This is a genomic window from Duganella sp. Leaf126 (genome assembly GCF_001423125.1).
Classification (GTDB): domain Bacteria; phylum Pseudomonadota; class Gammaproteobacteria; order Burkholderiales; family Burkholderiaceae_D; genus Rugamonas.
In genome coordinates this window covers 233,956-256,110 of the sequence record NZ_LMNW01000034.1, presented here as the reverse complement: position 1 = coordinate 256,110, position 22,155 = coordinate 233,956, and the positions used below count along the sequence as shown (strand labels likewise).

The 22,155-nt window shown below is 66.7% G+C and carries 20 protein-coding genes; 11 read left to right on the top strand and 9 right to left on the bottom strand.

Annotation, left to right across the window (positions count from 1 at the left end; translation table 11 throughout):
• Positions 1 to 111: 111 nt before the first annotated feature.
• On the bottom strand, positions 112 to 1,026 hold the full coding sequence (locus ASF61_RS20270; RefSeq protein ID WP_056160224.1) for a LysR family transcriptional regulator: 915 nt from the start codon (positions 1,024 to 1,026) through the stop codon (positions 112 to 114).
• A 132-nt stretch (positions 1,027 to 1,158) separates the two neighbouring features.
• Between ASF61_RS20270 and mdcA the strand changes: the two genes are divergently transcribed.
• From mdcA to ASF61_RS20220, 10 genes are all read left to right on the top strand, one after another.
• On the top strand, positions 1,159 to 2,814 hold the full coding sequence (gene mdcA, locus ASF61_RS20265) for a malonate decarboxylase subunit alpha (protein WP_156369660.1): 1,656 nt from the start codon (positions 1,159 to 1,161) through the stop codon (positions 2,812 to 2,814).
• Complete coding sequence (locus tag ASF61_RS20260) at positions 2,814 to 3,791, top strand: triphosphoribosyl-dephospho-CoA synthase (protein WP_056160216.1); 978 nt, start codon at positions 2,814 to 2,816, stop codon at positions 3,789 to 3,791. The genes mdcA and ASF61_RS20260 overlap by 1 nt, the downstream gene beginning before the upstream one ends.
• Positions 3,772 to 4,098 carry a malonate decarboxylase subunit delta gene (locus tag ASF61_RS20255; RefSeq protein ID WP_056160212.1) on the top strand — a complete coding sequence of 109 codons (327 nt, stop codon included), beginning with the start codon at positions 3,772 to 3,774 and terminating at the stop codon, positions 4,096 to 4,098. The genes ASF61_RS20260 and ASF61_RS20255 overlap by 20 nt, the downstream gene beginning before the upstream one ends.
• Positions 4,095 to 4,940 carry a biotin-independent malonate decarboxylase subunit beta gene (locus tag ASF61_RS20250; protein ID WP_056160209.1) on the top strand — a complete coding sequence of 282 codons (846 nt, stop codon included), beginning with the start codon at positions 4,095 to 4,097 and terminating at the stop codon, positions 4,938 to 4,940. Before ASF61_RS20255 ends, ASF61_RS20250 begins: the two co-directional genes overlap by 4 nt.
• Positions 4,940 to 5,752 carry a biotin-independent malonate decarboxylase subunit gamma gene (gene mdcE / locus ASF61_RS20245; RefSeq protein ID WP_056160206.1) on the top strand — a complete coding sequence of 271 codons (813 nt, stop codon included), beginning with the start codon at positions 4,940 to 4,942 and terminating at the stop codon, positions 5,750 to 5,752. The genes ASF61_RS20250 and mdcE overlap by 1 nt, the downstream gene beginning before the upstream one ends.
• 99 nt (positions 5,753 to 5,851) lie before the next feature.
• Positions 5,852 to 6,292, top strand: a complete 441-nt coding sequence (gene madL / locus ASF61_RS20240) for a malonate transporter subunit MadL (RefSeq protein WP_082491845.1) — start codon at positions 5,852 to 5,854, stop codon at positions 6,290 to 6,292.
• A 10-nt stretch (positions 6,293 to 6,302) separates the two neighbouring features.
• Positions 6,303 to 7,067, top strand: a complete 765-nt coding sequence (gene madM, locus ASF61_RS20235; protein ID WP_056160202.1) for a malonate transporter subunit MadM — start codon at positions 6,303 to 6,305, stop codon at positions 7,065 to 7,067.
• Positions 7,068 to 7,071: 4 nt separating this feature from the next.
• The gene (locus tag ASF61_RS20230) at positions 7,072 to 7,833 is read left to right on the top strand and encodes a malonate decarboxylase holo-ACP synthase (RefSeq protein WP_056160200.1); all 762 of its coding nucleotides are present in this window, start codon (positions 7,072 to 7,074) and stop codon (positions 7,831 to 7,833) included.
• The gene (gene mdcH, locus ASF61_RS20225) at positions 7,830 to 8,765 is read left to right on the top strand and encodes a malonate decarboxylase subunit epsilon (protein ID WP_056160197.1); all 936 of its coding nucleotides are present in this window, start codon (positions 7,830 to 7,832) and stop codon (positions 8,763 to 8,765) included. Before ASF61_RS20230 ends, mdcH begins: the two co-directional genes overlap by 4 nt.
• A 42-nt stretch (positions 8,766 to 8,807) precedes the next feature.
• Entirely contained in the window at positions 8,808 to 9,464 is a 657-nt protein-coding gene (locus ASF61_RS20220; RefSeq protein ID WP_082491844.1) for a DUF2726 domain-containing protein, read from the top strand.
• Between the two features lie 3 nt (positions 9,465 to 9,467).
• On the opposite strand, the gene ASF61_RS20215 is transcribed toward ASF61_RS20220, so the two are convergent.
• The 3 genes from ASF61_RS20215 to ASF61_RS20205 all read right to left on the bottom strand — a co-directional run bounded on the left by ASF61_RS20215 (position 9,468) and on the right by ASF61_RS20205 (position 14,669).
• The gene (locus tag ASF61_RS20215; protein WP_056160192.1) at positions 9,468 to 10,250 is read right to left on the bottom strand and encodes a DNA-binding protein; all 783 of its coding nucleotides are present in this window, start codon (positions 10,248 to 10,250) and stop codon (positions 9,468 to 9,470) included.
• A gap of 113 nt (positions 10,251 to 10,363) precedes the next feature.
• The gene (gene pelA, locus ASF61_RS20210; protein ID WP_229205947.1) at positions 10,364 to 11,641 is read right to left on the bottom strand and encodes a pectate lyase; all 1,278 of its coding nucleotides are present in this window, start codon (positions 11,639 to 11,641) and stop codon (positions 10,364 to 10,366) included.
• Between the two features lie 136 nt (positions 11,642 to 11,777).
• A complete protein-coding gene (locus ASF61_RS20205) occupies positions 11,778 to 14,669 on the bottom strand; it encodes a TonB-dependent receptor domain-containing protein (RefSeq protein ID WP_229205946.1) in 2,892 nt (963 codons plus the stop codon).
• A 575-nt stretch (positions 14,670 to 15,244) separates the two neighbouring features.
• Here ASF61_RS20205 and ASF61_RS20200 point away from each other — a divergent pair.
• On the top strand, positions 15,245 to 15,457 hold the full coding sequence (locus ASF61_RS20200; protein ID WP_200919916.1) for a hypothetical protein: 213 nt from the start codon (positions 15,245 to 15,247) through the stop codon (positions 15,455 to 15,457).
• Positions 15,458 to 15,476: 19 nt separating this feature from the next.
• Here the strand turns inward: ASF61_RS20200 and ASF61_RS20195 are convergent, their stop codons facing one another.
• The 5 genes from ASF61_RS20195 to ASF61_RS20175 form a co-directional block, all read right to left on the bottom strand.
• The gene (locus tag ASF61_RS20195; RefSeq protein ID WP_056160187.1) at positions 15,477 to 17,033 is read right to left on the bottom strand and encodes a TerC family protein; all 1,557 of its coding nucleotides are present in this window, start codon (positions 17,031 to 17,033) and stop codon (positions 15,477 to 15,479) included.
• Positions 17,034 to 17,246: 213 nt separating this feature from the next.
• Positions 17,247 to 19,445 (bottom strand): aldehyde oxidoreductase molybdenum-binding subunit PaoC, encoded by a 2,199-nt coding sequence (gene paoC / locus ASF61_RS20190; RefSeq protein ID WP_056160184.1) that lies wholly within the window; start codon positions 19,443 to 19,445, stop codon positions 17,247 to 17,249.
• A gap of 3 nt (positions 19,446 to 19,448) precedes the next feature.
• Complete coding sequence (locus tag ASF61_RS20185; protein WP_056160182.1) at positions 19,449 to 20,402, bottom strand: xanthine dehydrogenase family protein subunit M; 954 nt, start codon at positions 20,400 to 20,402, stop codon at positions 19,449 to 19,451.
• The gene (gene paoA, locus ASF61_RS20180; RefSeq protein ID WP_156369667.1) at positions 20,399 to 21,106 is read right to left on the bottom strand and encodes an aldehyde dehydrogenase iron-sulfur subunit PaoA; all 708 of its coding nucleotides are present in this window, start codon (positions 21,104 to 21,106) and stop codon (positions 20,399 to 20,401) included. The genes ASF61_RS20185 and paoA overlap by 4 nt, the downstream gene beginning before the upstream one ends.
• A 129-nt stretch (positions 21,107 to 21,235) precedes the next feature.
• A complete protein-coding gene (locus tag ASF61_RS20175) occupies positions 21,236 to 22,054 on the bottom strand; it encodes a ferritin-like domain-containing protein (protein ID WP_056160176.1) in 819 nt (272 codons plus the stop codon).
• Positions 22,055 to 22,155: the final 101 nt, after the last annotated feature.

The following is a 22,155-nucleotide window of genomic DNA, read 5'->3' as shown; positions in this document are numbered from 1 at the left end:
ACGCTTTCAAAAGTCGATCCAAGCGCCGTTTAGTTGACCTGGACGTCCGGATTCTGTGGCTTTTTGGCGCAATCCGGGGCAGTCCGGTCCTTCTGCCCGTGTGACGGGCGGCTAGCGCCGAGCCTGCTTATGGTCGAACATGCGCGATTCCGCCGCCAGGGCCAGCAGGTTCGGGTCGCGCTCGCGCGACTTGAGCATTAGCAGCGAAATCACCTGGTGCGAGGCATATGGGGCGGCCAGGCCGATCAGCTCGATCCGGGCGCTGTACTCGGCCACCCGCGCCGGCAGCAGGCTGTAGCCCATGCCGCTGCCCACCAGGTTGATCAGCGAAAAAATGTCACTGACCTGCATTGCCGTCTCCGGGGCAAAACCGGCCTGGCGGAACGCGTGATTGAAACTGTCGGCAGTGACAAAGCCGGCGCCCAGCGTGATCCACTGCTCGTGGCGCAACTGGCGCAGGTCCACCTGGCTGGCGCCTGCGTACGGTGAACCGAGCGGTGCCGCCAGTCGCACCTCGTCCTCGAACATCGGAATGGCCAGCATGCGCGCATCGTCGGCCGGCGCCTGCAGGCCGATCACGACCGCGTCGAGCCGGCCATCGGCCAGGCCCTGCAGCAAATCCTTGTTCGAGCCCAGGGTCAGGTCCACGTGCAGCGCGGGACGCCGCAATTTCAGCCCCATCAGCAAGTGCGGAATGCAGCGCAGCGTCAGCGAATACAACGATCCGATGCGCAGGCGGCTGCTGTTAAAGCCGGCGATCTCGCGCACCTTGCGGATGCCCTCCTCGGCTTCGCTGACTGCCCGCTGCGCATGGGTGGCCAGCGCGTAGGCAGCCGGTGTGGCACTGAGCTTGCGCCCTTGGCGGGCGAACAGCTGGCAGCGCAGCCCCTGCTCCAGCGAGTGCAGCGCCCGGTGCACGCTGACCACGCTCTGCCCCGCTTCCTCCGACACCCGCGCCAGGCTGCCCAGGCGCATGAAGGCGAGGAAAATTTCCAGTTTCTTGAGCGTAATTTCTTCGTCGATCATCGTTTCTCCGTCTGCCGAGTATAGCAATACTTAACCTACGGGTAAACATCGCAGCGCTGCGGTTGATTGTAGCGGGCGTCCGCTGCGCCTATGCTGGACATGGCCAGATCAGCAGCCATGACAGGAGACCTTATGAACGACAGACCCCCGCGTCAGTGGGATACCCGGCGCCAGGAAAAGCGGCGGCGCCTCGACGCCGTGCGCCACCTCAGCGACGGCCCCATCATCGGCACCGACGCCATCGTCGATGCGCTGGCGCTGCTGATTGCCAGCGGCGACCGCGTGGTTTTGGAAGGCAACAACCAGAAGCAGGCCGACTTCCTGGCCCGCGCCATGGTGCAGCTCAACCCCGATCGCGTCAGCAGGCTGCACATGATCATGCCCAGCGTGAGCCTGCCGCAGCACCTGGACCTGTTCGAACGGGGCATCGCCAACCAGCTCGATTTTGCGTTTGCCGGCACCCAGAGCCTGCGCATCTCGCAGCTGCTGCAGGACGGCGTGCTCCAGGTGGGCGCGCTGCATACCTACGTGGAACTGTATGCGCGGCTGTACGTGGACCTGGCGCCGAACGTGGTGCTGGTGGCCGGCTACATGGCCGACCGCCAGGGCAACCTGTACACGGGACCGAGTACCGAGGACACGCCGGCGCTGGTGGAGGCAGCCGCCTTCCACGACGGCATCGTGATCGCCCAGGTCAACCAGATCGTCGACGACCCGGGCGACCTGCCGCGCGTGGATATTCCCGGTTCCTGGATCGACTTCGTGGTGCAGGCCGACAAGCCGTTTTATATCGAGCCGCTGTTTACCCGTGATCCGCGCCTGATCAATCCCGTGCATGTGCTGATGGGGATGATGGCGATTCGCGGCGTGTACGAGCGGCACAACGTCCAGTCGCTCAACCATGGCATCGGCTTCAACACCGCCGCGATCGAACTGCTGCTGCCCACGTACGGCGAGCAACTGGGCCTGAAAGGCAAGATCTGCCGCCACTGGACCCTCAACCCCCATCCGACGCTGATCCCCGCCATCGAGAGCGGCTGGGTGGACAGCGTGCACTGCTTCGGCGCCGAGCTGGGCATGGAAGCGTACACCGCCGCCCGCCCCGACATTTTCTTCACGGGCCGCGACGGCTCGATGCGCTCGAACCGGCTGCTGTGCCAGATGGCCGGCCAGTACGCGGTGGACCTGTTCATCGGCGCCACGCTGCAGATGGATGGCGAGGGCAATTCCTCGACCGTCACCCATGGCCGCCTGACAGGCTTCGGCGGTGCGCCCAACATGGGCCACGACCCGCACGGCCGCCGCCACGCCACCCCGGCCTGGCTGGACCTGATCGAAGGCGACGATCCGCTCTCGCGCGGACGCAAGCTGGTGGTGCAGATGGTCGAGACGTTCCAGGACGGCAGCCAGCCCACCATCGTCGAATCGCTGGACGCGGTGGCCGTCGGCCAGGCGTCCGGCATGCCGCTGGCGCCGGTGATGATCTACGGCGACGATGTCAGCCACGTGCTGACCGAGGAAGGCATCGCCTACCTGTACAAGGCGCGCAACCTGGACGAGCGCAAGGCCATGCTGGCAGCGGTGGCCGGCGTCACGCCGGTCGGCCTGCGCCACGACCCCAAGCAGACCGCGCGGATGCGCGCGCAGGGGCTGATCGCCCTGCCGGAAGACTTGGGCGTGCAGCGCACCGAGGCCACGCGCTCGCTGCTGGCCGCCAAGAGCATCGCCGACCTGGTCGACTGGTCCGACGGCCTGTACGATCCACCCGCCAAATTCAGGAGTTGGTAATGACTGGTGTCTCTACAACGATTCTTTCTCATCGCTCCGCGGACGCGCTGGCGGCACTGGCCGTGGCCGCGCTGGTCGATGAAGCGATGCTGACGCCGAAACCGGGCCTGGTGGACCTGCGCGGCAGCGGCGCCCACAGCGATTTGAGCTGGCTGCTGATGTGCGACTCGGCCCAGGCGCTGCAGCCGGCGTTTCAGGCCATGGCCCATGCCGGCGCCACCATTGCCGACCTGCCGGCGCTGCGCCGGCGCATCGGCGCCATCGGCCGCGCCGGTGAGGCGCTGATGATGACCGCCACCAGCGGCGTCAACACGCACCGCGGCGCAATCTGGGCGCTGGGCCTGCTGGTGACAGCGGCAGCGCACCGTGCGGCATGGCCCGATGCCGGCGGCCGCGCCCATGACGCTACGCTTGCCAACGGGGACGGCAGCGTCGCCGTCTGCAGCATCGAAGCCGGCAGCATCGCTGCGCGGGCCGGCGCACTGGCGCGGCTCGACGACCCCGGCGCGCCAGCCACGACCGGCAACAAGGGCGAGGCGGCGCGCCGCACCTATGGCGTCGGCGGCGCGCGCGGCCAGGCCGAAGCGGCATTTCCGCACGTGACCGGCGTCGCGCTGCCGGTGCTGCGCGCCGCGCGCGACCGCGGCGACACCGAACCTGCGGCCCGGATCAACGCCTTGCTGGCGGTGATGGCCGATCTGGACGACACCTGCCTGCTGGCGCGCGGCGGCCGGCCGGCACTGGCAGCAGCGCAGGCCGGCGCCCGCGCCGTGCTCGCAGCCGGCGGCGCGGGCGCCGGCGCCGGCCGCTTGGCGCTGCGCGCGCTCGACGCCGAACTGCTGGCGCGCCGCGTATCGCCCGGCGGCGCGGCCGACCTGCTGGCAGCCACGCTGCTGCTGGACCGGCTCGACTGCCCGCATCGCGGCACCACAACCCCACCAGCCACGGAGGCCACATATGGAACGCCTGCATTTTGAATTCCCCGCCGGCCAGCCGGCGTTGTTAAGGACGGTGACCGGCGTGGTCGCCTCCGGCGACCTGGAAGTACTGCTGGAGCCGGGCGCCCGCGCAACCACCACGGTTGCCGTGCAAACCTCGGTGGACGGCTACGGCGCCACCTGGCAGGCGCTGCTCGACCGCGTGTTTGCCGATGCCGCGCTGCCGGCTGCCAGGATCGAGATCAACGACAACGGCGCCACCCCCGGCGTGGTGCGCATGCGCATCGAGCAGGCCTATGAGCAGGCCTACCAGCAGGCGCAGTCGGCCGGAGGAACCGGATCATGAATATCGAACGATTGCTGAACCGCGACAGCTTCATCGAGCGTAGCGCCCGCGACCGCGCGCGCGCCTTGCTCGACGCCGGCTCGATGCGCGAACTGATCGGCCCTTTCGACCGCGTGACGTCGCCGTGGCTGGCGCAGCAGCAGCTGGTCACCCAGTCCGATGACGGCGTGGTCGTGGCCAAGGGCACGGTCAATGGCGTGGCCACCGTGGTCCTCGCCATCGAAGGCGCTTTCCAGGGCGGCAGCATGGGCGAGGTGGGCGGCGCCAAGATCGCCGGCGCGCTGGAACTGGCGGCCGACGACAATCGCGCCGGCACACCAACCCAGGCCGTGATCGTGTTCGAAACGGGCGGCGTGCGGCTGCAGGAGGCCAATTTGGGACTGGCGGCGATCGCCGAGATCCAGTCCGCCATCGTCGATCTGCGCCGCTACCGGCCCGTGATCGGCGTCAGCGCCGGCACGGTCGGCTGCTATGGCGGCATGTCGATTGCGGCTGGCCTGTGTTCGTACCTGGTGCTCACCCGCGAGGCGCGTCTTGGCCTGAACGGCCCGCAGGTGATCGAGCAGGAGGCGGGCATCGCTGAATTCGATTCGCGCAACCGCGCCCTGATCTGGGGCCTGACCGGCGGTCAGCAACGGGCAGCGACCGGCCTGGCCGATGCCTTGGTGGACGACGACACGGCGCAGCTGCGCGCCACGGTCGCGCAACTGTTCCAGGCCGGTGTGCCGGCCGAACACCGCAGCGACCGCCATGCCGAGTACCTCGACATGCTGGCGCAGTTCGACACCGCCCGCCAGCCGGCGCCGGACGATGTGCGCACCCTGTACGGAAAGGAGCTCTGATGAACAAGTCCAACGGCAACACCTGGTTCGCGCTGCTGGCCGGCGGCGAAGATGTCCATGACTGGCCGGCGGTGCGCGTGCGCGACGCCAGCCTGGCCGGTGCGCCGGCGCGCTACATCGCCGTGGTGCCCGATGCCGACAACCGCTACCCGCGCGCGCGCACCGGCGAGGTGGGCCTGGTCGAAGGCTGGCAGCTGGCGCAAGCCGTGCACGAAGCGATTGCCGCCGACCGCACGGCCGACCGCAAACGCGCCATCGTCGCCGTGATCGACGTCAGCAGCCAGGCCTATGGCCGGCGCGAGGAAGCATTCGGCATCCACCAGGCCCTCGCCGGTGCGGCCGGCGCCTATGCCCAGGCGCGGCTGGCCGGCCACCCGGTGATCGGCCTGATCGTCGGGCTGGCGATGTCGGGCGCATTTCTGGCGCACGGTTACCAGGCCAACCGCCTGATCGCGCTCGACGATCCGGGCGTGATGGTGCATGCGATGGGCAAGGCGTCCGCCGCGCGCATCACGCTGCGGTCCGTCGAGGCGCTGGAAGCGCTGGCGCAGCGCGTGCCGCCGATGGCGTACGACATCCACAGCTACGCGTCGCTCGGGCTGCTGTGGAAGGTATTGCGGCCGGGTAGCGCTGCCGCGCCCTCCGCCGACGATGTGGCCCTGGTACGCAGTACGCTGGAAGCGGCGCTGGCCGATATCGAGGCCGATCCCGAACGCAACCTCGCCACGCGCTTCGCTGGCGAACACCGGGCCGCATCGCGGCGCGTCCGGCAACTGCTGCGCGCGCAGTGGAAAGGAGAAGCCGGCGTTTGAAACCACGGCAGCCGCCTTTCAGCCGGTATCACCAACCATTACAGCACCGGCGCGGCTGCCCACTTCCTGGAACGAGTTCAATCTGGTAGGAGACACCTCATGATTATTTACGGTACCGCTTTACTGGCAATCTGCCATTTGCTGGGAATTTTTCTCGGCGACCTGCTGGGCGCCCTGATCGGCGCCAAGACCAATGTCGGCGGCGTCGGCATTGCGATGATCCTGCTGATCTGCGCGCGGCTGTGGATGCACAGGAAAGGCTGGATGCCCGAGCAGACCGAGATGGGCGTGGCGTTCTGGGGCGCGCTGTACATTCCGGTGGTGGTGGCCATGGCCGCCCAGCAGAATGTGCTGACGGCGCTGCGCGGCGGCCCGGTGGCGCTGCTGGCGGCAGTGGGCAGCGTGGTGGTGTGCGCGTGCGTGATCGCGCTGATCAACCGCGGCGAGAAGGGCACTGAGGGAGCGGAGGGAACGGACCAGGCGCCGCCTGCGGCCGACCGGGCCGCTGCTGCCCCCGCTGCCACCGCCACCGCGCGTTGAGGAGACCGCCATGCTCGAACTGCTCGAAGGAACCGTACGCCACAATGGCCTGGTCACCGCGTTTGCGCTGGTGGGCCTGGTGATGCTGGTATCGATGAAACTCTCGCGCCACCTGACCATGGGTCGCGTGCACGGCTCGGCCATCGCCATCGTGATCGGCCTGGGTCTGGCCTACTGGGGCGGTGTCCAGACCGGCGGCACCAAGGGGCTGGCCGATGTCTCGCTGTTTGCCGGCGTGGGTTTGATGGGCGGCGCCATGCTGCGCGACTTTGCCATCGTCGCCACCGCATTCGAGGTGCAGGTGGTGGAGGCGCGCAAGGCCGGCCTTGTGGGCGTGATGGCGCTGTTGCTGGGCACCCTGCTGCCGTTCATCGTCGGCGCCTGCGTGGCCTACGCGTTCGGCTACCGCGACGCGGTCAGCATCACCACCATCGGCGCCGGCGCGGTCACCTACATTGTCGGCCCGGTCACCGGCGCCGCCATCGGTGCCACATCGGATGTGATGGCGCTGAGCATCGCGGCCGGCCTGATCAAGGCCATTCTGGTAATGGTGGGCACGCCGGCCGCAGCGCGTTTCCTCGGATTGCGCACGCCCCGCTCGGCGATGGTGTTCGGCGGCCTGGCCGGCACCGTGTCCGGCGTGTCGGCGGGACTGGCGGCGACCGACCGCAGGCTGGTGCCGTACGGCGCGCTGGTGGCCACCTTCCACACGGGACTGGGCTGCCTGCTCGGCCCATCGCTGCTATTCTTTGCCACCCGCGCCATCGTTGGATAACGCCATGCCCAGTCCGCACGATCTGCTGTTCCTGCACCTGCCCGACCGCTTCAGCACCGGCGGCGCAGAAGGCTGGCCGGCGTGGCTCGATGCCGCCTGGCTGGCGCAGGCGCCGCTGGTGGTGCGGCGCGAGGCGGCGCCGGCCGGCCTGCTGCCGGTCGGCGCGCGCGGGCTCACCCGCAGCCAGCGCTGCAAGGGTTACGTGCAGCACGACGCTGTGGCGCGCTGCGTCACGCCCGAGATGCTGGCGCGGCAGGTCCTGGGCACGGCCGGGGCGGCACCGGGAGCACCGGGCGTGCCCGCGCCGGCGTCGGCAACCGGGCCGTCCGCGTGGTCATTTCCGCCTGCGCTGCCTGCGCCAGCTCCGCCACCATCGCCACCATCGCCGGGCGGCTGGTTTGCCCTGCCGCCGCTGCAAGCGCTGGCTGCCATGGCGCCGACGCTGGCGCAACTGGGCCTGGCCTGGGGGCCGACCGGCGGCGCCGGTTTCCAGCTGGCGTCCGGCCTGACCGTGCTGCGCGCGGACAGCGATCTCGATCTGCTGGTGCGCGCGCCGGCAGTCCTGGCGCCATCCACCATCGATCGCCTGCTGCGCCTGCAGGAACGGCAGGCGTCCCGCGTCGATATCCAGGTCGATACCGGCGTCGGCGGCTTTGCCCTGAACGAATACGCGCGCGGCGGCCGGGTGCTGCTCAAGACCGCCCACGGTCCGCTGCTGCTGGCCGATCCGTGGCAGCCCGGCGCAGCGCAGGGTGCAGCGGCATGAGCGTGCTGTACACGTTTCCCGGCCAGGGCGCGCAACGCCCGGGCATGCTGCACGCCTTGCCCGCGCACCCGGTCGTCGCGGAGACGCTTAACGAAGCCTCGGTGGCGCTGGGCAGCGATGTCCTGCTGCTCGACACCGAGGCCGCCCTGCGCTACACGGTGGCCGTGCAACTGTGCCTGCTGGTTGCCGGCGTGGCTGCCGCGCGCCACCTGGCCATGCTAGGCGCCCAGCCGGCGCTGGTGGCCGGCCTGTCGATCGGCGCGTTTCCGGCAGCGGTGACCGCCGGTGTGCTCGATTTTGCCGACGCGGTCCGGCTGGTGCGCCAGCGCGCGCAATCGATGCAGGACGCCTACCCGGCCGGCTACGGCATGACCGCGATCACGGGCCTGCTGGCAGCGCAGCTGGCGCCGCTGGTGGCGCAGGTGCACAGCGCGGCGCAACCGGTGTACATCGCCAACCTGAACGGCCCGCGCCAGCTGGTCATCGCCGGCGCCGACGCAGCCATGGCGGCGGTGGCCAACCTGGTCCAGGCCGGCAATCACGGCGCCAGGGCCGAGCGGCTGGCCGTCAGCGTGCCGTCGCACTGCGCATTGTTCGACCGACAGGCGCAGGCACTGGCATCGGCCATGTCTGCGGTCGCGCTGCGCCGGCCGCAGCACGCTGTCACGTACATCAGCGGCAGCGCGGCGCGCGCCATGTTCGACGGCGCTGCCATCGGCGCCGACCTGGCCCATAATATGGCGCGCCCCGTGCACTGGTACGACGGCATCCGGCACGCGTGGGAACGCGGTGCGCGGCTGGCAATCGAAATGCCAACCGGCAGCGTGCTGACCAAGCTGACCCAGCCGGTATTCGAGGGCGGCCTGGCAGTCAGTTGCGAGACCATGTCGTTCGATGATATTGCCTGTCTGGTGCGCCGGCACCTGCAATGATCTGTGATTGCCACAAGGCAATATCAGCGTTATCCTGTGGGCATGACATCGCCCACCCTACCCGCCCCGATCCACCTGGACATCCTGCAACCGATGTTGAGCGCCTTCATCAGCTATGGGCTGGCGGCGCTGATGCTGTATGCGCTGCTGCTGTTCATAAAAGAACGCGTGCTGGCGCGTGCGCGACGGCGGCGCCGGCAGCAACGCGCATTGTCCAAAAGTGCGCGCCCAACGACTACCACCGGTTCGCTGCCACCGTCCCGGTGGCAGCCATCCGCTCCGCCCCCGCTGGCCAGCGTGCCGGTGCGCGCGCGGCGCCCGCTGACGCCGTTCGAAGAACAGATGTACGGCATATTGGCCACCGCGCTGCCCGAGTGCGTGGTGCTGGCGCAGGTGGCCTTCTCCGCCCTGATCACCACGGACGAGCAGGCCCATCGCAACCGGTTCGACCGCAAGGTGGCGGACTTCGTGATCTGCTCGCGGCAGCTGACGCCAATTGCCATCGTCGAGCTCGATGACCGGTCGCACTGGAACAGGCGCGCAGCCGATGCCGACCGTGACGCCATGCTGGAGCAAGCCGGCTATACCACGCTGCGCTATGAGGGTCTGCCGCTGACGGACGTAGTGAGACGTGATATCGAAGCATTGCTGGTGAGGCTGACCGTGCCGGCGGCGGCCACCGAGCGCCATTATTTGTAAGGCTTATGTCGGCGCTGCCATCCGGTCCAGGTAGCTGCGCAGCTGCGCGCCCATCTGCTCCTGCGCCTGGGCGCGCGCCTCGGCCTGGACCAGCAGCAGTTCCAGTTCGCGCACCCTGGCCTGGGTCGGCGTCAGCGCCGACGCCATCGCCTGCAGCTGCTCTTCCAGGCGTTCGGTGGTCGCCATGCTGGTTGCCAGCTGCCGTTCGAGATCGGCCGCGTGGTGCTGCTGCGCCTGCAATTGCTCGACCTTCTGCTCAAGCTTGCGGGCATGGGTCAGCTGTTCATAGAGCGACTGCTGGGTGTGTGCCAGTTCGGTGGCGATGCGGCTGCTTTCCTTGCTCAGCTGCGCCAGTTCATCCTGCTTGATGTTGAACGCCAGGCGCTGCTGGCGCAAGTCCGTTTGCAGCCGCGCCTCGTGTTCGCGCGCCGTGCGCAGTGCACTGTCGAGCTGGCGGTTGGCCTGCACCAGTTCCTGTTCTTTCTCAGCCAGCTCGGCGCGGGCAGTGTCGAGCTTGTCGTCTGCTTCCTGCTGCAGCTGCGTGGCCAGACGCCCGACCAGTGCCCGCAGGGCGTCGCTGATGGGCGCTGGTTTGGCTCCCGCCCTGGCGTTCGCTGAGCCGCCCTGCTCTTCGTCGATTTCCTTCAGGTAGCGGTGGATGGTGGACTTGGAGCCGGTATTGCCCGACGCTACCCGCACCGCATCAACGGAGGGATACTGACCCTGCGCCAACAGCGCGGCCCGTGCGCGCTCGACTTCTTCTTTCGATAAACCGGTCCGTGCCATGTTTCGCTCCTTTATCGTAACGTATTACATACCATGTATTATGTATTACGCTATTTGGCGACGCAAGGTTTATTTCAACTTGCCGACCTGGGATGGTCGGCAGAACGATAGGGTCAGTGGCCAGTGGGTGAAAATTTGCGCGCCCACTGCTGGTATTTATCGAGCGTAGCAGCCGGGTTGCTGACATACCAGGCGTAACCGGTCCGTCGCTCGGGCGACAGTTCGTTGACGTCGGTATGGATGGTGCGATCGCGGTCGCCGAACACAGGCCGCATGGTCGCGATATCGTAAAAACGCGCCCAGAGCGGACCGGCGCCGGCTTTCGGCGTGAGAACGCCGCCAGCCCTGCTGCGTTCCCAGTGCTGGCCGTAGATGGCCACGCGCTTGAGCCAGGCGGCGCCGGCGTCCACCGCTGCCACGACGGCAGGCGTCGGGGCCGGGTCGCGCATCAGCACCTTGAGCAGGCGTGCGCTTTCCTCGCTGACCAGTGCGATCGGCTCGAAATTGCGGGCGCCCACCGGCGCCAGGGTGACCGGATCGTGCTGCTGGCACCAGCCGGTGGGCACGCCATCGATCCTGATCTGGCTGGCGATGATCACCTGTTCGGCCTTGTCGCGCGACTGCGCGGCGCGCGCGGCCAGCTCGGTCGAGACGAAGCCGTAGTCGCCGCGGCGCAGCGCCACGTCGTCGAGCAGATCGGCGACATTGGCGATGGCATTGTCGTTGTAGGTAATGGCGTCGTGGTAGCCGCCCGCGAGCGGATACACCTGCGGAAAACCGCCGTTCGGGTACTGGGCGTTGAACAGGTATTCCATGCCGCGCACGAATGCGGCGCGGTACTGCGCCTGGCGCGCTCCCCTGCCGCTGGCGATCACGCGCGCCAGGAAGCGCAGCTCGGTGCTGGTGGCATCGTTGTCGATGGTGCCGACGAACGACCAGCCTTCCGGCTTGCCGGCGTCGCCATGGACATAGGCCTCACCTTTCTGGCGCGGCGGCGCGTCCCGGTTGACGTTCTTGCCCCAGCCGCCGGCCGGGGTCTGGTAGCTGACGATGTTGTCGGCGATGCGCAAGGCATCGGCCGAGCCATACCAGTCTGCTGCATTCTTGAGCGGCATGCCGTTGCCGGGCGCCGGCTGCGCCGCCGCTCCCGCTACCGTTCCCGCCTCCGTTCCCTCACGTTCGGCAGCCAGCGCCGCCTTGTCGGCTGCCATCAGGCTGCGCGAGCGCGCCAGATAGGCCAGCCACAGCGCCCGCTCGGGGGCGGCGACGCCGTCCAGGCGCTGCTCGCTCAGGGCTTGCGGGGTTTCCATCCTGCCGATCACCTCGGCGCGCACGGCGCCCGAGACCAGCGTCAGCGCAACCGCTGCAGCCAGCATCTGTCGTTTGATCATCGTCTGCTCCTTGATGTGGGGTTATCTTACACGCGGCGATCCGGAACAGCCGGCGCCGCCAACGAAAAAGCGGCCTCGCGGCCGCCTTGGACAAGCTTGCACCGCTCCCGGACGGGAGCGGATTCCGTGCCGCCGCTTAGAACTTGTACTCCATCGAGACCCGGTACACGCGGCCCAGCATGTCGGCCAGGCTGGTGACATAGCCGCCGGTGTAGGTGCTGTTCGAGGTCAGCGGCGGGAACTCGTTGGTGATGTTGTTCACGCCCACCGTGATGGTGGTATTGGCGATGCCGTTGTAACGCACGTTCATATTCCACTGGCTGTACGCTTCCACCTTGGTCAGCGAGGAACCGGTACGCGGCGTCAGATCGCGGAAGCCGGTGTTATAGCGCTGCGACAGCGTGGTGCGGAAATCGCCGTAGTTCCAGCCGATCGACGCCGTGTGCTTCCAGCGTGGGTTCAGCTGCGGCAAACCGGCCAGACCGGCGTTCGGACCAGCGCTGCCGTAACGGCCGTCGTTGGTGATCACGCCCACGTTCTGCAGCCAGACGCCGTCCTTCTCGCCCTGGAACTCGTTTTTCTGGTACCAGGTGCCGTCGATCTTGGCGTCGAAGGTGCCGGCAGCCGTTTTCGGGAAACGGTAGTTACCGGAAATGTCGGCGCCCCGGATGCGGGCCATGCCGCGATTGGCCTGGCTGGCCACGATGTGATCGATCAGGCCATCTGCACCACGGATGATCTGGTCCGAATATTTGCCGGGATTTTGCTGGATTTCGGCGATGCTGACGGCGCCCAGCACGTCACGCATTTTCAGGCCCCAGTAGTCGACCGTGATCGACAGGTTCTTGATCGGTTCGAGCGCGAAGCCGTACGAGAAGCCGCGCGATTTTTCCGGTTTCAGGAAGCTGTTGTTCGGCGACTTGGTCCAGTAGGTGGTCAGCACGTCGCACACCTGGTCGCGGGTGCGGCCTGCCACCGGCGTGCCGGTGCCGGTGACGGTCGGCTGCGCGCTCGGGCACAGTACCGGGTCGTCCATCTGCTGCGTGCGCACTTCGGCAGTCGGATTCTGGATGTCCATGATCGACGGTGCACGGAAACCGGTGGAGACCGAACCGCGCAGCACCAGCGGCTGGTACGGCTGCCAGCGCGCCGCCAGTTTCGGGTTGACGGTGGTCTGGTCCAGGTCGTCGTAGCGGTCGGCCCGTACGGCGCCGTTGAGCAGGAAGGTGTCGGTGATCGGTGCATCCACCTCGGCCATGATCGACGTGATCTTGCGCTTGAGTTTCTTGGCCACACCCTGCGGGGTTTCGCCCACCAGGTCGTGCTGCAGCACGTTGCCGGCCGAGTCGAGATTGTAGCTGCCGTCAGCCTTGCGGTACACGTAGTCGAGCGGCGCGTTGAAGGTGCGCGCGCTGTCTTCGCGCAGTTCGCCCGACACGGCCAGTGTCAGGTCGCCGCCGCCGAGCTTGAACAGGCCCTTGGACAGGGTCAGGTCCACGCTCTTGTTGTAGGCCTTGTTCAGGCGGTAGGTGTAATCCTTGGCGACGATGCTGTTCAGGTAAGCCGCCCCCGCCTCGTCCTGCAGGCCGAACGGATTGAGGATGCCGCGGTTGAAGCCTTCCTGCGCTTTCGAGTACAGGATGTAGCCGTCGCCGGCCATGGTGTTGCGCTCGGACGCGCCGTAATTGACGCCGGCGCGGTAGTCCCAGCTCAGCACTTCGCCTTCGGCGGTCAGCACCAGGCGCTTGTTGGTCTGCTTGTCGTTACGGTAGGCCGAACCCAGTTCCGCCGGACCCCACTGGAAGTAGATGGTGCGGTTGGCCATGTTCAGGTTGGTCGGCGTACCCGGCGTCTTGGTGGCGTCGATGTACATCGTCGGCGTACCGGTCGCGCCATTGGCGCCCACCACCTGCACTGCTGGCGTGATGCCTGCGCCGGGATAGAAGCGGCTGCTGGCCGGCATCGAGTAGGTGGTGAACGGATTGGTCGATCCCGGGCTCTGCATGCCGCGGAATTTCTGCACCGTGAATTCCGAGTTCAGCAGATCCATGTCGATCTTGTGGCCGCCAGGCAGGTTAAAGCTCAGGCGTCCCGACATCGTGGTGATCTTGCTGCCGTCGGTCACGGCATTGAAATACAGCGGATTGCGGATGCAGCCGGGCGCGTACACGGCCGGGGTCTGCAAGCTGGCGGCGCCCAGCGTCGACAACGACGATGGCGCGTTGCAACCGGTGGCGAAGTTGGGGTTGTAGTTGGAATTGGCCGCGCGGCTGAAGCCGAAGTTGGCCAGCGGGTTGGCGTTGCGGCCATCAGGCAGCAGGCCCAGGCCCAGCGAGCGCAGCGTTTCCGGATCGTGCTGCTCGGGGCGGTCGCCCTGCATCAGCGCCGATTTTTCCTGGTGGTCGATGGCGAAGTAGGCATTGAAGCCGTCCTTGCCGAGGTCGCCGAAGCCGCCGATGGCGCCGAACGACTTGGTGGTGCCGCCGCCGTGCATTTCCGGCGCGGCGAATTCGCCCTTCAGCGTCAGGCCCTTGTAGCCGCGCTTGGTCCAGAAGTTCTGGACGCCGCCGATGGCGTCGGCGCCGTAGATCGAGGCGGCGCCGCCGGACAGCGTTTCCACGCGGTCCAGCGCCATGCGCGGAATCACGTTGACCGATACGTACTGGTCCTGCAGCGGTTCGTTGGCCAGGCGGCGGCCGTTGAGCAGGGTCAGCGTACGCATCGGGCCCAGGCCGCGCAAGTTGGTGACCGGGCCGGCAGCGCCCGGATTGGTGCCCAGCGACAGCGATTGCGGCTGTTCCAGCACCAGGTCTTTCAGTTCGGTGTGGCCACGCGCTTCCATCTCGGCCGACTTGATGGTGGTCAGCGGCGTCGCGCCTTCGTCGGCAACGCGGCGGATCAGCGAACCGGTCACGACCACTGCCTGCATCTGCGCCGGCGGTGCATCGGCCTGTGCAGTGGCAGGTGCGGTCTGGGCATATGCCTGGCCGCTCATTTCGAGCAGTGCTACGGTGATGCAAACTGCCATCGTCGCCCGACGCAGTGGTGGGGTGGATTGATACTGCATGTGTCTCCTCCGTCCTGAATTTTATAAATTGGTTGGATCGGTTTAATCTTCTGGTAAACCAATCTCATAATTGGTCGGACCAGTTTGAAGTATGCACGTTGTTGCGCAATCGGTCATTACTCTTTGCAAGTATGTTGTGGAAACACGTCACTTGGTCGGAAAACGATTAACTCCGTACGCATGCGAGCGGGTTGCGGGCGATGAGGGGATGCTGCAGCGGTGAAAGGAAATACGTTTAGCGTCGATTTTTCACTTGCTATGCGATAGTGACTATGCAATGCGGGAAAGGTTTGACGAGGACGAAAGAGCGTGGTGTTCAGAATTTTTTTGCCATCGGGAACACGGACGGCCGACTTTAGCAACATACTGCCGCCAGCTTCCCTGCCTGGAGAGTACGCGCCCTGCCCGCGCCAACCGCGTGCTCCGGCTACACCTTGCGCCGCGACCGCTATCCGGTGACTGGCACCCCACTCGCTGCCGAACTGTGGTGAAGCCTGCAAGCGGGATCCTGCTCGCGCCTGTGGTCGAAGCACACGGTGCAACCTGCGCCTGCCGTGCACGGCGCAGGCGGCGGAGAACTGGCGTTTGCGGTGGCGGGAAACGATGCAGTGCGCGCGCTGCATGCCGAATGGCGGCAGTGCGGACTGACCATCGTGCAGGCGCCGGTAGCGATGGATTTCGGCTACACCTTCGTGGCGCGCGACCTCGACGGCCATCGCCTGCGCGTGTTTGCGCCGGCGGCGCCCTGAAGCGACGTCAAAAATGACATCAAACGCCGGTCTTGTCGCCCTGCTCGGCAACCCGCGTGACCAGCACCATCGCGATCCGGCGCTCGAGCAGTTCCGCCACCTCGAAGCGCAAGCCATCGACCTCGATGGCCTGGCCCAGTTCCGGCAGCGTGCCGAACTGTTCCAGCATGAAGCCGGCCAGCGACGAGTAGTCGTCGGTGTCGCTGACCAGCGCTTCCGTTTCCAGTACCTGCTGCAGGTGGTGCAGGTCGGCGCTGCCGGCCACGCGCCAGCGGCCGGTGCCGTCCACCTGCACGTCCGGTTGTTCGTCCTCGTCCGGGAACTCGCCGGCAATCGCTTCCAGGATGTCGATCGGCGTCACCAGGCCGACAATCGAGCCGTATTCGTCGGCGATCAGCACCAGCTGGCGCGAGCGCTTGAGGGTTTCCATCACCTTCAGCACGCCGCCCGACTCGGGCATGATGATCGGTGCGCGCACGTACTCGTCGGTGATCTGGCGGCCGGCGGCCAGGCACGCCACCAGGTCCTTGGCGCGCACGATGCCGACCACGTTGTCGAGCTGGCCACGGCTGACGGGGAAGAAGCTGTGCGGCGTTTCCAGCAGCTGGCCCTGGATGGTGGCGGCATCTTCGTCGAGGTCGATCCATGAGATGTCGGAGCGGTTGGTCATGATGGAACGGATCGAGCGCTGCGACAGGCTCAGCACGCCGCTGACCATATTGCGCTCCTGTTCCTCGAACGCCGGCAATTCGACCTGGTCGGTCACCTCTTCCGGCTCCTCGCCCGCGGTCGCGCGCTTTTTGCTGCCGAGCAGGCGCAGTACGGTGTCGGCCGTGCGGTCGCGCAGCGGCAGATGCGAATCCTTGCGCAGGAAATTGCGGCGCGCCAGCTGGTTGAGGAACTCGATCACGACCGAGAAGCCGATTGCCGCGTACAGATAGCCTTTCGGGATGTGGAAGCCCAGGCCCTCGGCGATCAGGCTCAGACCCACCATCAGCAGGAAGCTCAGGCACAGCACCACCACGGTCGGATGGGCGTTGACGAAGCGCGTGAGCGGCTTGGAGGCCAGCAGCATCACGGCCATCGAGATCACCACGGCGGCCATCATCACGCCCAGCTGCTCGACCATGCCGACCGCCGTGATCACGGCGTCGAGCGAGAATACGGCGTCGAGCACGACGATCTGCGCCACGACCGCGCCGAAACTCGCGTATTCGCGGTTGCCGGTGTGGACGTGGACCTTGCCTTCGACCCGCTCGTGCAGCTCGGTGGTGGCCTTGAATAACAGGAACAGGCCGCCGAGCAGCAGGATCAGGTCGCGGCCGGAAAACGGTTTGGAGGCAATGTAGAACAGCGGCTCGGTCAGGGTGACCAGCCAGGACATGACGGAAAGCAGACCGAGGCGCATGACCATGGCCAGGCTCAGGCCGATCAGCCTTGCCCTGTCGCGCTGCTCGGGCGCGAGTTTGTCCGCGAGAATTGCTATGAAAATCAGGTTATCGATGCCGAGAACGATCTCGAGCACGATAAGTGCGAACAAGCCGACCCAAATATTCGGGTCGAATAGCCATTCCATGCCTTGCCTTCCAGAGTTAAGAAGAGGCCATTGTAATCGATTCCACGCCCTTGCCTACTTATCCCGGATGAATGAAACCGCTGACATTTGCTGTCAAGATCGGCAAATCGCCAGCGTTCCGCCGACAAGTCCGTGATAAAACGGGAACAGCAGCGGCGCCTGACCGGCGCAGCCGCCGCTGCGCCGGAAGTCGCAGCAACTTACCCGCCGGCGTTACGCCTGCTGCGGCAGCTTGTCGATCAGCTTGTCGAGCGTGATCGGGTACTCGCGCACGCGCACGCCGGTGGCGTTGTAGATGGCATTGGCAATTGCCGCCCCCACGCCGCAGATTCCGAGCTCGCCCACGCCCTTGGCCTTCATCGGCGACGAGATCGGATCGGTCTCGTCGAGGAAGATGACGTCCTGGTGCGGGATGTCGGCATGGACCGGCACCTCGTAACCGGCCAGGTCGTGGTTGACGAAGAAGCCGCGGCGCTGGTCCACGACCAGGTCTTCCATCAGCGCTGCACCGGCGCCCATCGTCATCGCGCCGATCACCTGGCTGCGCGCCGACTTGGGATTGAGGATGCGGCCGGCTGCGCAGACGGCCAGCATGCGGCGGATGCGGGTCTCGCCGGTGTAGGCATCGACGCCGACTTCGACAAAGTGGGCGCCGAACGTCGACTGCTGGAATTTCTTGTCGAGATCGCCGTATTCCATCGTGTCTTCGGCCACGATGTCGCCGCCCTCCGCTGCCTTGGCCAGCGTGACGGTTTTGCCGGCGCCGCGCACCGAGCCATCGACGAATTCGGCGTCAGCCGGCAGGCCCAGCTTTTGTGCCACCGCCTCGCGCAGCTTGACGCAGGCGGCATACACGCCGGCAGTAGAACTGTTGGCGCCCCACTGCCCGCCCGAACCGGCCGAGACCGGGAAGTCCGAATCACCGAGCCTGACCACTACCTTGTCGATGGTGACGCCCATCATCTCGGCTGCGGTCTGGGCAATGATGGTATAGGAACCGGTGCCGATGTCGGTCATGTCGGTTTCCACAGTGACCATGCCTTTGCCGTCGAGTTTGACGCGCGCGCCCGACTTCATGACCATATTGTTGCGGAAGGCCGAAGCGACACCGTAACCGACCAGCCAGCGGCCATCGCGCACCTGGCCCGGCTGGGCGTTGCGCTTGTCCCAGCCAAAGCGCTCGGCGCCGATGCGCATGCACTCGACGAAGCGGCGCTGCGAGAATTTGCGTTCGCGCTTGGCCGGATCGTGGGTGATGTCGTTAATGATGCGGAAGCGCACCGGGTCCATTTTCAGCTTTTCGGCCAGCTCGTCGATCGCCACTTCCAGCACCATCAGGCCCGGCGCTTCGCCCGGTGCGCGCATGGCGTTGCCCTCGGGCAGATTGAGCACGGCCAGCCGCATCTTGGTCATGCGGTTGGGACCCGCATACAGCAGCTTGGTCTGGGCAGTGGCGGTTTCCGGCTGGCCGTCGGGCAGGTCGCCGGACCAGCTCTCGTGGCCGATGGCGGTGATCTTGCCCTCGCGGCTGGCGCCGATGCGCAAGCGCTGGATGGTGGCCGGCCGGTGCGTGGTGTTATTGAACATGAGCGGACGCGGCAGGGTCAGCTTGACCGGGCGGCCGGCAGCCTTGGCGCCGAGCGCCGCCAGCACCGCTTCGCAGCGCACGAACAGCTTGCCGCCGAAGCCGCCGCCGATGTACGGCGACACCAGGCGCACCTGCTCCTTCTGCAGCCCCAGCGTCTTGGCCACATCGCCCTGGCCCCAGGCGATCATCTGGTTCGAGGTCCAGATGGTGACCTTGTCGCCGTCCCATTTGGCGATCGACGCGTGCGGTTCCATCATCGCGTGCGACTGGTCGGGCGTGGTGTAGGTCAGGTCGATCTTGACCGGGGCGGACTTGAAGGCGCCGTCGAAGTCGCCGACCTTGCTGTCGGCATTGTCCTTGCCCTTGGGCTGGACCGCGCTGTCCTTGGCCTTGGCCAGGTCGTAGGCGCCCTGGGTTTCGGCGTATTTGACCTGCACCAGCTGGGCGGCAGCGCGCGCCTGCTCCCAGGTGTCGGCCACGACCACGGCCACGGCCTGGTGGTAGTGCTCGACCTCTGGACCGGCCAGCAAGTGGGCAGTATTCATCTTGCCCTTGCCCAGCTTGCCGGCATTTTCGTAGGTGACGATGGCCAGCACGCCCGGCGACTTGCGGGCGGCTGCCAGGTCGATCGACGTGATTCTGCCCTTGGCAACCGATGCGCCAACCACGTAGCCGTAAGCGGCGTTGGGCGCCACTGCGTGCTGCTCGTAGGCATACGGCGCCGTGCCCGTGGTTTTCAGGGGACCGTCGATGCGGTCGAGCGGCTTGCCGACGACTTTCAGCTGGTCGATCGGATTGGTGGTGGCGGGAGTGGTAAATTTCATGGCTTAGGCTTTCTTCGCTTCCGCCAGCACCGACGAAATCGTGCGCTGGACCAGGGTGATCTTGTAGGCATTGTCTTCGGTGGTGCGGGCGCCGGCCAGCAACTGGTCGGCGACGGCCTTGCCGCCCTGCGCCATGCTGGCGTCCGCGGCCGGCACGCGCCACGGTTTATGGGCGACGCCACCGAGCGCCACGCGGCCGCTGCCGTCGGGCAGCACAACGGCGGCTACCGAAATCAGGGCAAACGCGTACGACGAGCGGTCGCGCACCTTGCGGTAGAAATGCTTGCCGCCGAGCGGCTTGGGCAGCGTAACTGCCGTGATCAGTTCGCCCGGCTCGAGCGCGGTCTCGATGTGCGGCGTGTTGCCCGGCAGGCGGTGGAAGTCGGCCATGGCGATGCTGCGCGTGGCGCCATCGGCCTTGACGGTTTCCACGTGGGCGTCGAGCAGCTGCATGGCCACGGCCATATCGCTCGGGTGGGTGGCGATGCAGGCGTCGCTGGCGCCGACCACGGCGTGCTGGCGGCTGAAGCCGCCGATGGCGGAGCAACCGCTGCCCGGCTGGCGCTTGTTGCACGGCTGGTTGGTGTCGTAGAAATACGGGCAACGCGTGCGCTGCAGCAGGTTGCCGGCCGTGGTGGCCTTGTTGCGCAACTGGCCCGACGCACCGGACAGCAAGGCGCGCGACAGCACGGCGTAGTCGCGCCGCACGCGCTGGTCGGCAGCGAGGTCGGTGTTACGGACCAGGGCGCCGATGCGCAGGCCGCCCTCGGGCGTGGCCTCTATCTTGTCGAGCCCGATGCCGTTGACGTCCACCAGGTGGGTGGGCGCCTCGATTTCCAGTTTCATCAGGTCGAGCAAGTTGGTGCCGCCGGCAATGAATTTCGCATTCGGGGTGCGGCTGATGGCGGCGGCCGCCTCGGCCGGTGTCTTGACGCGTTCGTAGCTGAAGGCTTTCATGCGCGGCTCCCGGCCACGTCGTTAATGGCGTCGATGATGTTGGAATAGGCGCCGCAGCGGCAGATATTGCCGCTCATGCGTTCGCGCAGTTCTTCGCTGCTGAGCAAGGGCTTGGTATTGAGGTCGGCCGTGACATGGCTCGGGATGCCCTGCTTGATTTCCTCGAGCGCGGACACGGCCGAACAGATCTGCCCGGGCGTACAGTAGCCGCACTGGTAACCGTCGTGCTTGACGAAAGCGGCCTGCATCGGGTGCAGCTTGTCCGGCGTGCCCAGGCCTTCGATGGTGGTGATCTTGTCGCCGTCGTGCATCACGGCCAGCGACAGGCAGGAATTGATGCGGCGGCCTTCGACGATGACGGTGCAGGCGCCGCACTGGCCATGATCGCAGCCCTTCTTGGTGCCGGTCAGGTGCATGTTTTCGCGCAGCGCATCAAGCAGGGTCGTGCGGGTATCGACGTCGAGCGTGCGCGATTGACCGTTGACCACCAGCGTGACCTTGTTCATCACGGGTGTGGCAGCCTGGGCGGGGGCGCCGTTGCCGCCGCCCGTGGGATTGCTGCCGCTGCTGTTCTGGGCGCCGGCCACCGAGGGCACGGCAGCGGAGGTGGCGGTAATCGCGCCGGCAATCAGCAGATCGCGCCGGGTACGGTTGACATTGCTGAGCTTGAGATTACCGCTATTTACATCGCTGAGGTCGTTCATCATCGATTCGTCCTGTGGCTAGAGAGTGTTAGTGATTCATCGACGACTTGTGGCCGGATGAGTAAAAACATCTTAAACGTATTATCAGGACGACATCCGCACTGTTGATTTCCGGTTAGCGCGGCGGTATCAATGCTGATTGCTGGCGCAAAGGTCGGCGATTTCCTCTTCCGTGAATCCGGCCAGGCGCCGCGCGTCCAGGTTGAACGGCCCGCGCGGCACGGGTGCCCAGTACGTTTCGCACAACGCGGCAAACGTGGGGCGCGGCGCCAGCCCGCGCTGGTAACACAGGTGGCGGTACCAGCGGTTTCCGACCTCGACGTGGCCGATCTCGTCGCGCAGGATGATGTCGAGAATGGCGGCGGCCTGCAGATCGCCGGCCTGGGCCAGCTTGGCGCGCATCGGCGGGTTGGCGTCCAGGCCGCGCGCTTCGAGCACGCGCGGCACCAGCGCCATGCGCGCCAGCACGTCGCCGGTGGTCTTGGCGACCATTTCCCACAGGCTGCCGTGGGCCGTGAAGTCGCCATAGGCATAGCCGAGCGCGGCCAGGTGCGCGGCCACCAGCGAAAAGTGCAGCGCCTCTTCCTGCGCGACCCGCAGCCAGTCCGTGTAGTAATCGGCCGGCATGTCGGGGAAGCGCCACAGCGCGTCGAGCGCCAGATTGATGGCGTTGAACTCGATATGGGCCAGCGCATGGATCAGCATGGCGCGCCCTTCCACCGTGTGCATCGAGCGTTTGCCCAGCGCCGACGGCAGCACCAGCGCCGGCAGTACCGGCCGCCCCGGCAGCGGCGCCCCGGCCGGCGCCGCTAACGGCAGTTGCGGGTCGGGGGCGCAGTGTCCGGACCGTACGTCAGCGGCCATGGCATCGACGGCCGCAACCTTGGCGGACGGATCGGACAGCAGCAGGCAGTGCAAGGCGCGGGTGCGCAATTCGAAGCAGGACATGACAGGGAAAGTGATGAGGCGGTGAAATGGTGCGGGGGCGCAAGTGTAGCATCTTGCTATGTTCGGCAGTTACTCATCCTGTTCCTACACCGGCGCTGCGC

Excerpts from the sequence above, each read along its gene's own strand:
- ASF61_RS20215 (WP_056160192.1), bottom strand. The coding sequence starts at position 10,250 with ATGGCACGGACCGGTTTATCGAAAGAAGAAGTCGAGCGCGCACGGGCC.
- ASF61_RS20175 (WP_056160176.1), bottom strand. The coding sequence starts at position 22,054 with ATGTCCTGCTTCGAATTGCGCACCCGCGCCTTGCACTGCCTGCTGCTG.
- madM (WP_056160202.1), top strand. The coding sequence starts at position 6,303 with ATGCTCGAACTGCTCGAAGGAACCGTACGCCACAATGGCCTGGTCACC.
- ASF61_RS20185 (WP_056160182.1), bottom strand. The coding sequence starts at position 20,402 with ATGAAAGCCTTCAGCTACGAACGCGTCAAGACACCGGCCGAGGCGGCC.
- mdcH (WP_056160197.1), top strand. The coding sequence starts at position 7,830 with ATGAGCGTGCTGTACACGTTTCCCGGCCAGGGCGCGCAACGCCCGGGC.
- ASF61_RS20195 (WP_056160187.1), bottom strand. The coding sequence starts at position 17,033 with ATGGAATGGCTATTCGACCCGAATATTTGGGTCGGCTTGTTCGCACTT.
- ASF61_RS20255 (WP_056160212.1), top strand. The coding sequence starts at position 3,772 with ATGGAACGCCTGCATTTTGAATTCCCCGCCGGCCAGCCGGCGTTGTTA.
- ASF61_RS20260 (WP_056160216.1), top strand. The coding sequence starts at position 2,814 with ATGACTGGTGTCTCTACAACGATTCTTTCTCATCGCTCCGCGGACGCG.
- pelA (WP_229205947.1), bottom strand. The coding sequence starts at position 11,641 with ATGATCAAACGACAGATGCTGGCTGCAGCGGTTGCGCTGACGCTGGTC.
- paoA (WP_156369667.1), bottom strand. The coding sequence starts at position 21,106 with ATGAACGACCTCAGCGATGTAAATAGCGGTAATCTCAAGCTCAGCAAT.
- madL (WP_082491845.1), top strand. The coding sequence starts at position 5,852 with ATGATTATTTACGGTACCGCTTTACTGGCAATCTGCCATTTGCTGGGA.
- ASF61_RS20230 (WP_056160200.1), top strand. The coding sequence starts at position 7,072 with ATGCCCAGTCCGCACGATCTGCTGTTCCTGCACCTGCCCGACCGCTTC.
- ASF61_RS20270 (WP_056160224.1), bottom strand. The coding sequence starts at position 1,026 with ATGATCGACGAAGAAATTACGCTCAAGAAACTGGAAATTTTCCTCGCC.
- ASF61_RS20220 (WP_082491844.1), top strand. The coding sequence starts at position 8,808 with ATGACATCGCCCACCCTACCCGCCCCGATCCACCTGGACATCCTGCAA.
- ASF61_RS20205 (WP_229205946.1), bottom strand. The coding sequence starts at position 14,669 with ATGGCAGTTTGCATCACCGTAGCACTGCTCGAAATGAGCGGCCAGGCA.
- mdcE (WP_056160206.1), top strand. The coding sequence starts at position 4,940 with ATGAACAAGTCCAACGGCAACACCTGGTTCGCGCTGCTGGCCGGCGGC.
- mdcA (WP_156369660.1), top strand. The coding sequence starts at position 1,159 with ATGAACGACAGACCCCCGCGTCAGTGGGATACCCGGCGCCAGGAAAAG.
- paoC (WP_056160184.1), bottom strand. The coding sequence starts at position 19,445 with ATGAAATTTACCACTCCCGCCACCACCAATCCGATCGACCAGCTGAAA.
- ASF61_RS20250 (WP_056160209.1), top strand. The coding sequence starts at position 4,095 with ATGAATATCGAACGATTGCTGAACCGCGACAGCTTCATCGAGCGTAGC.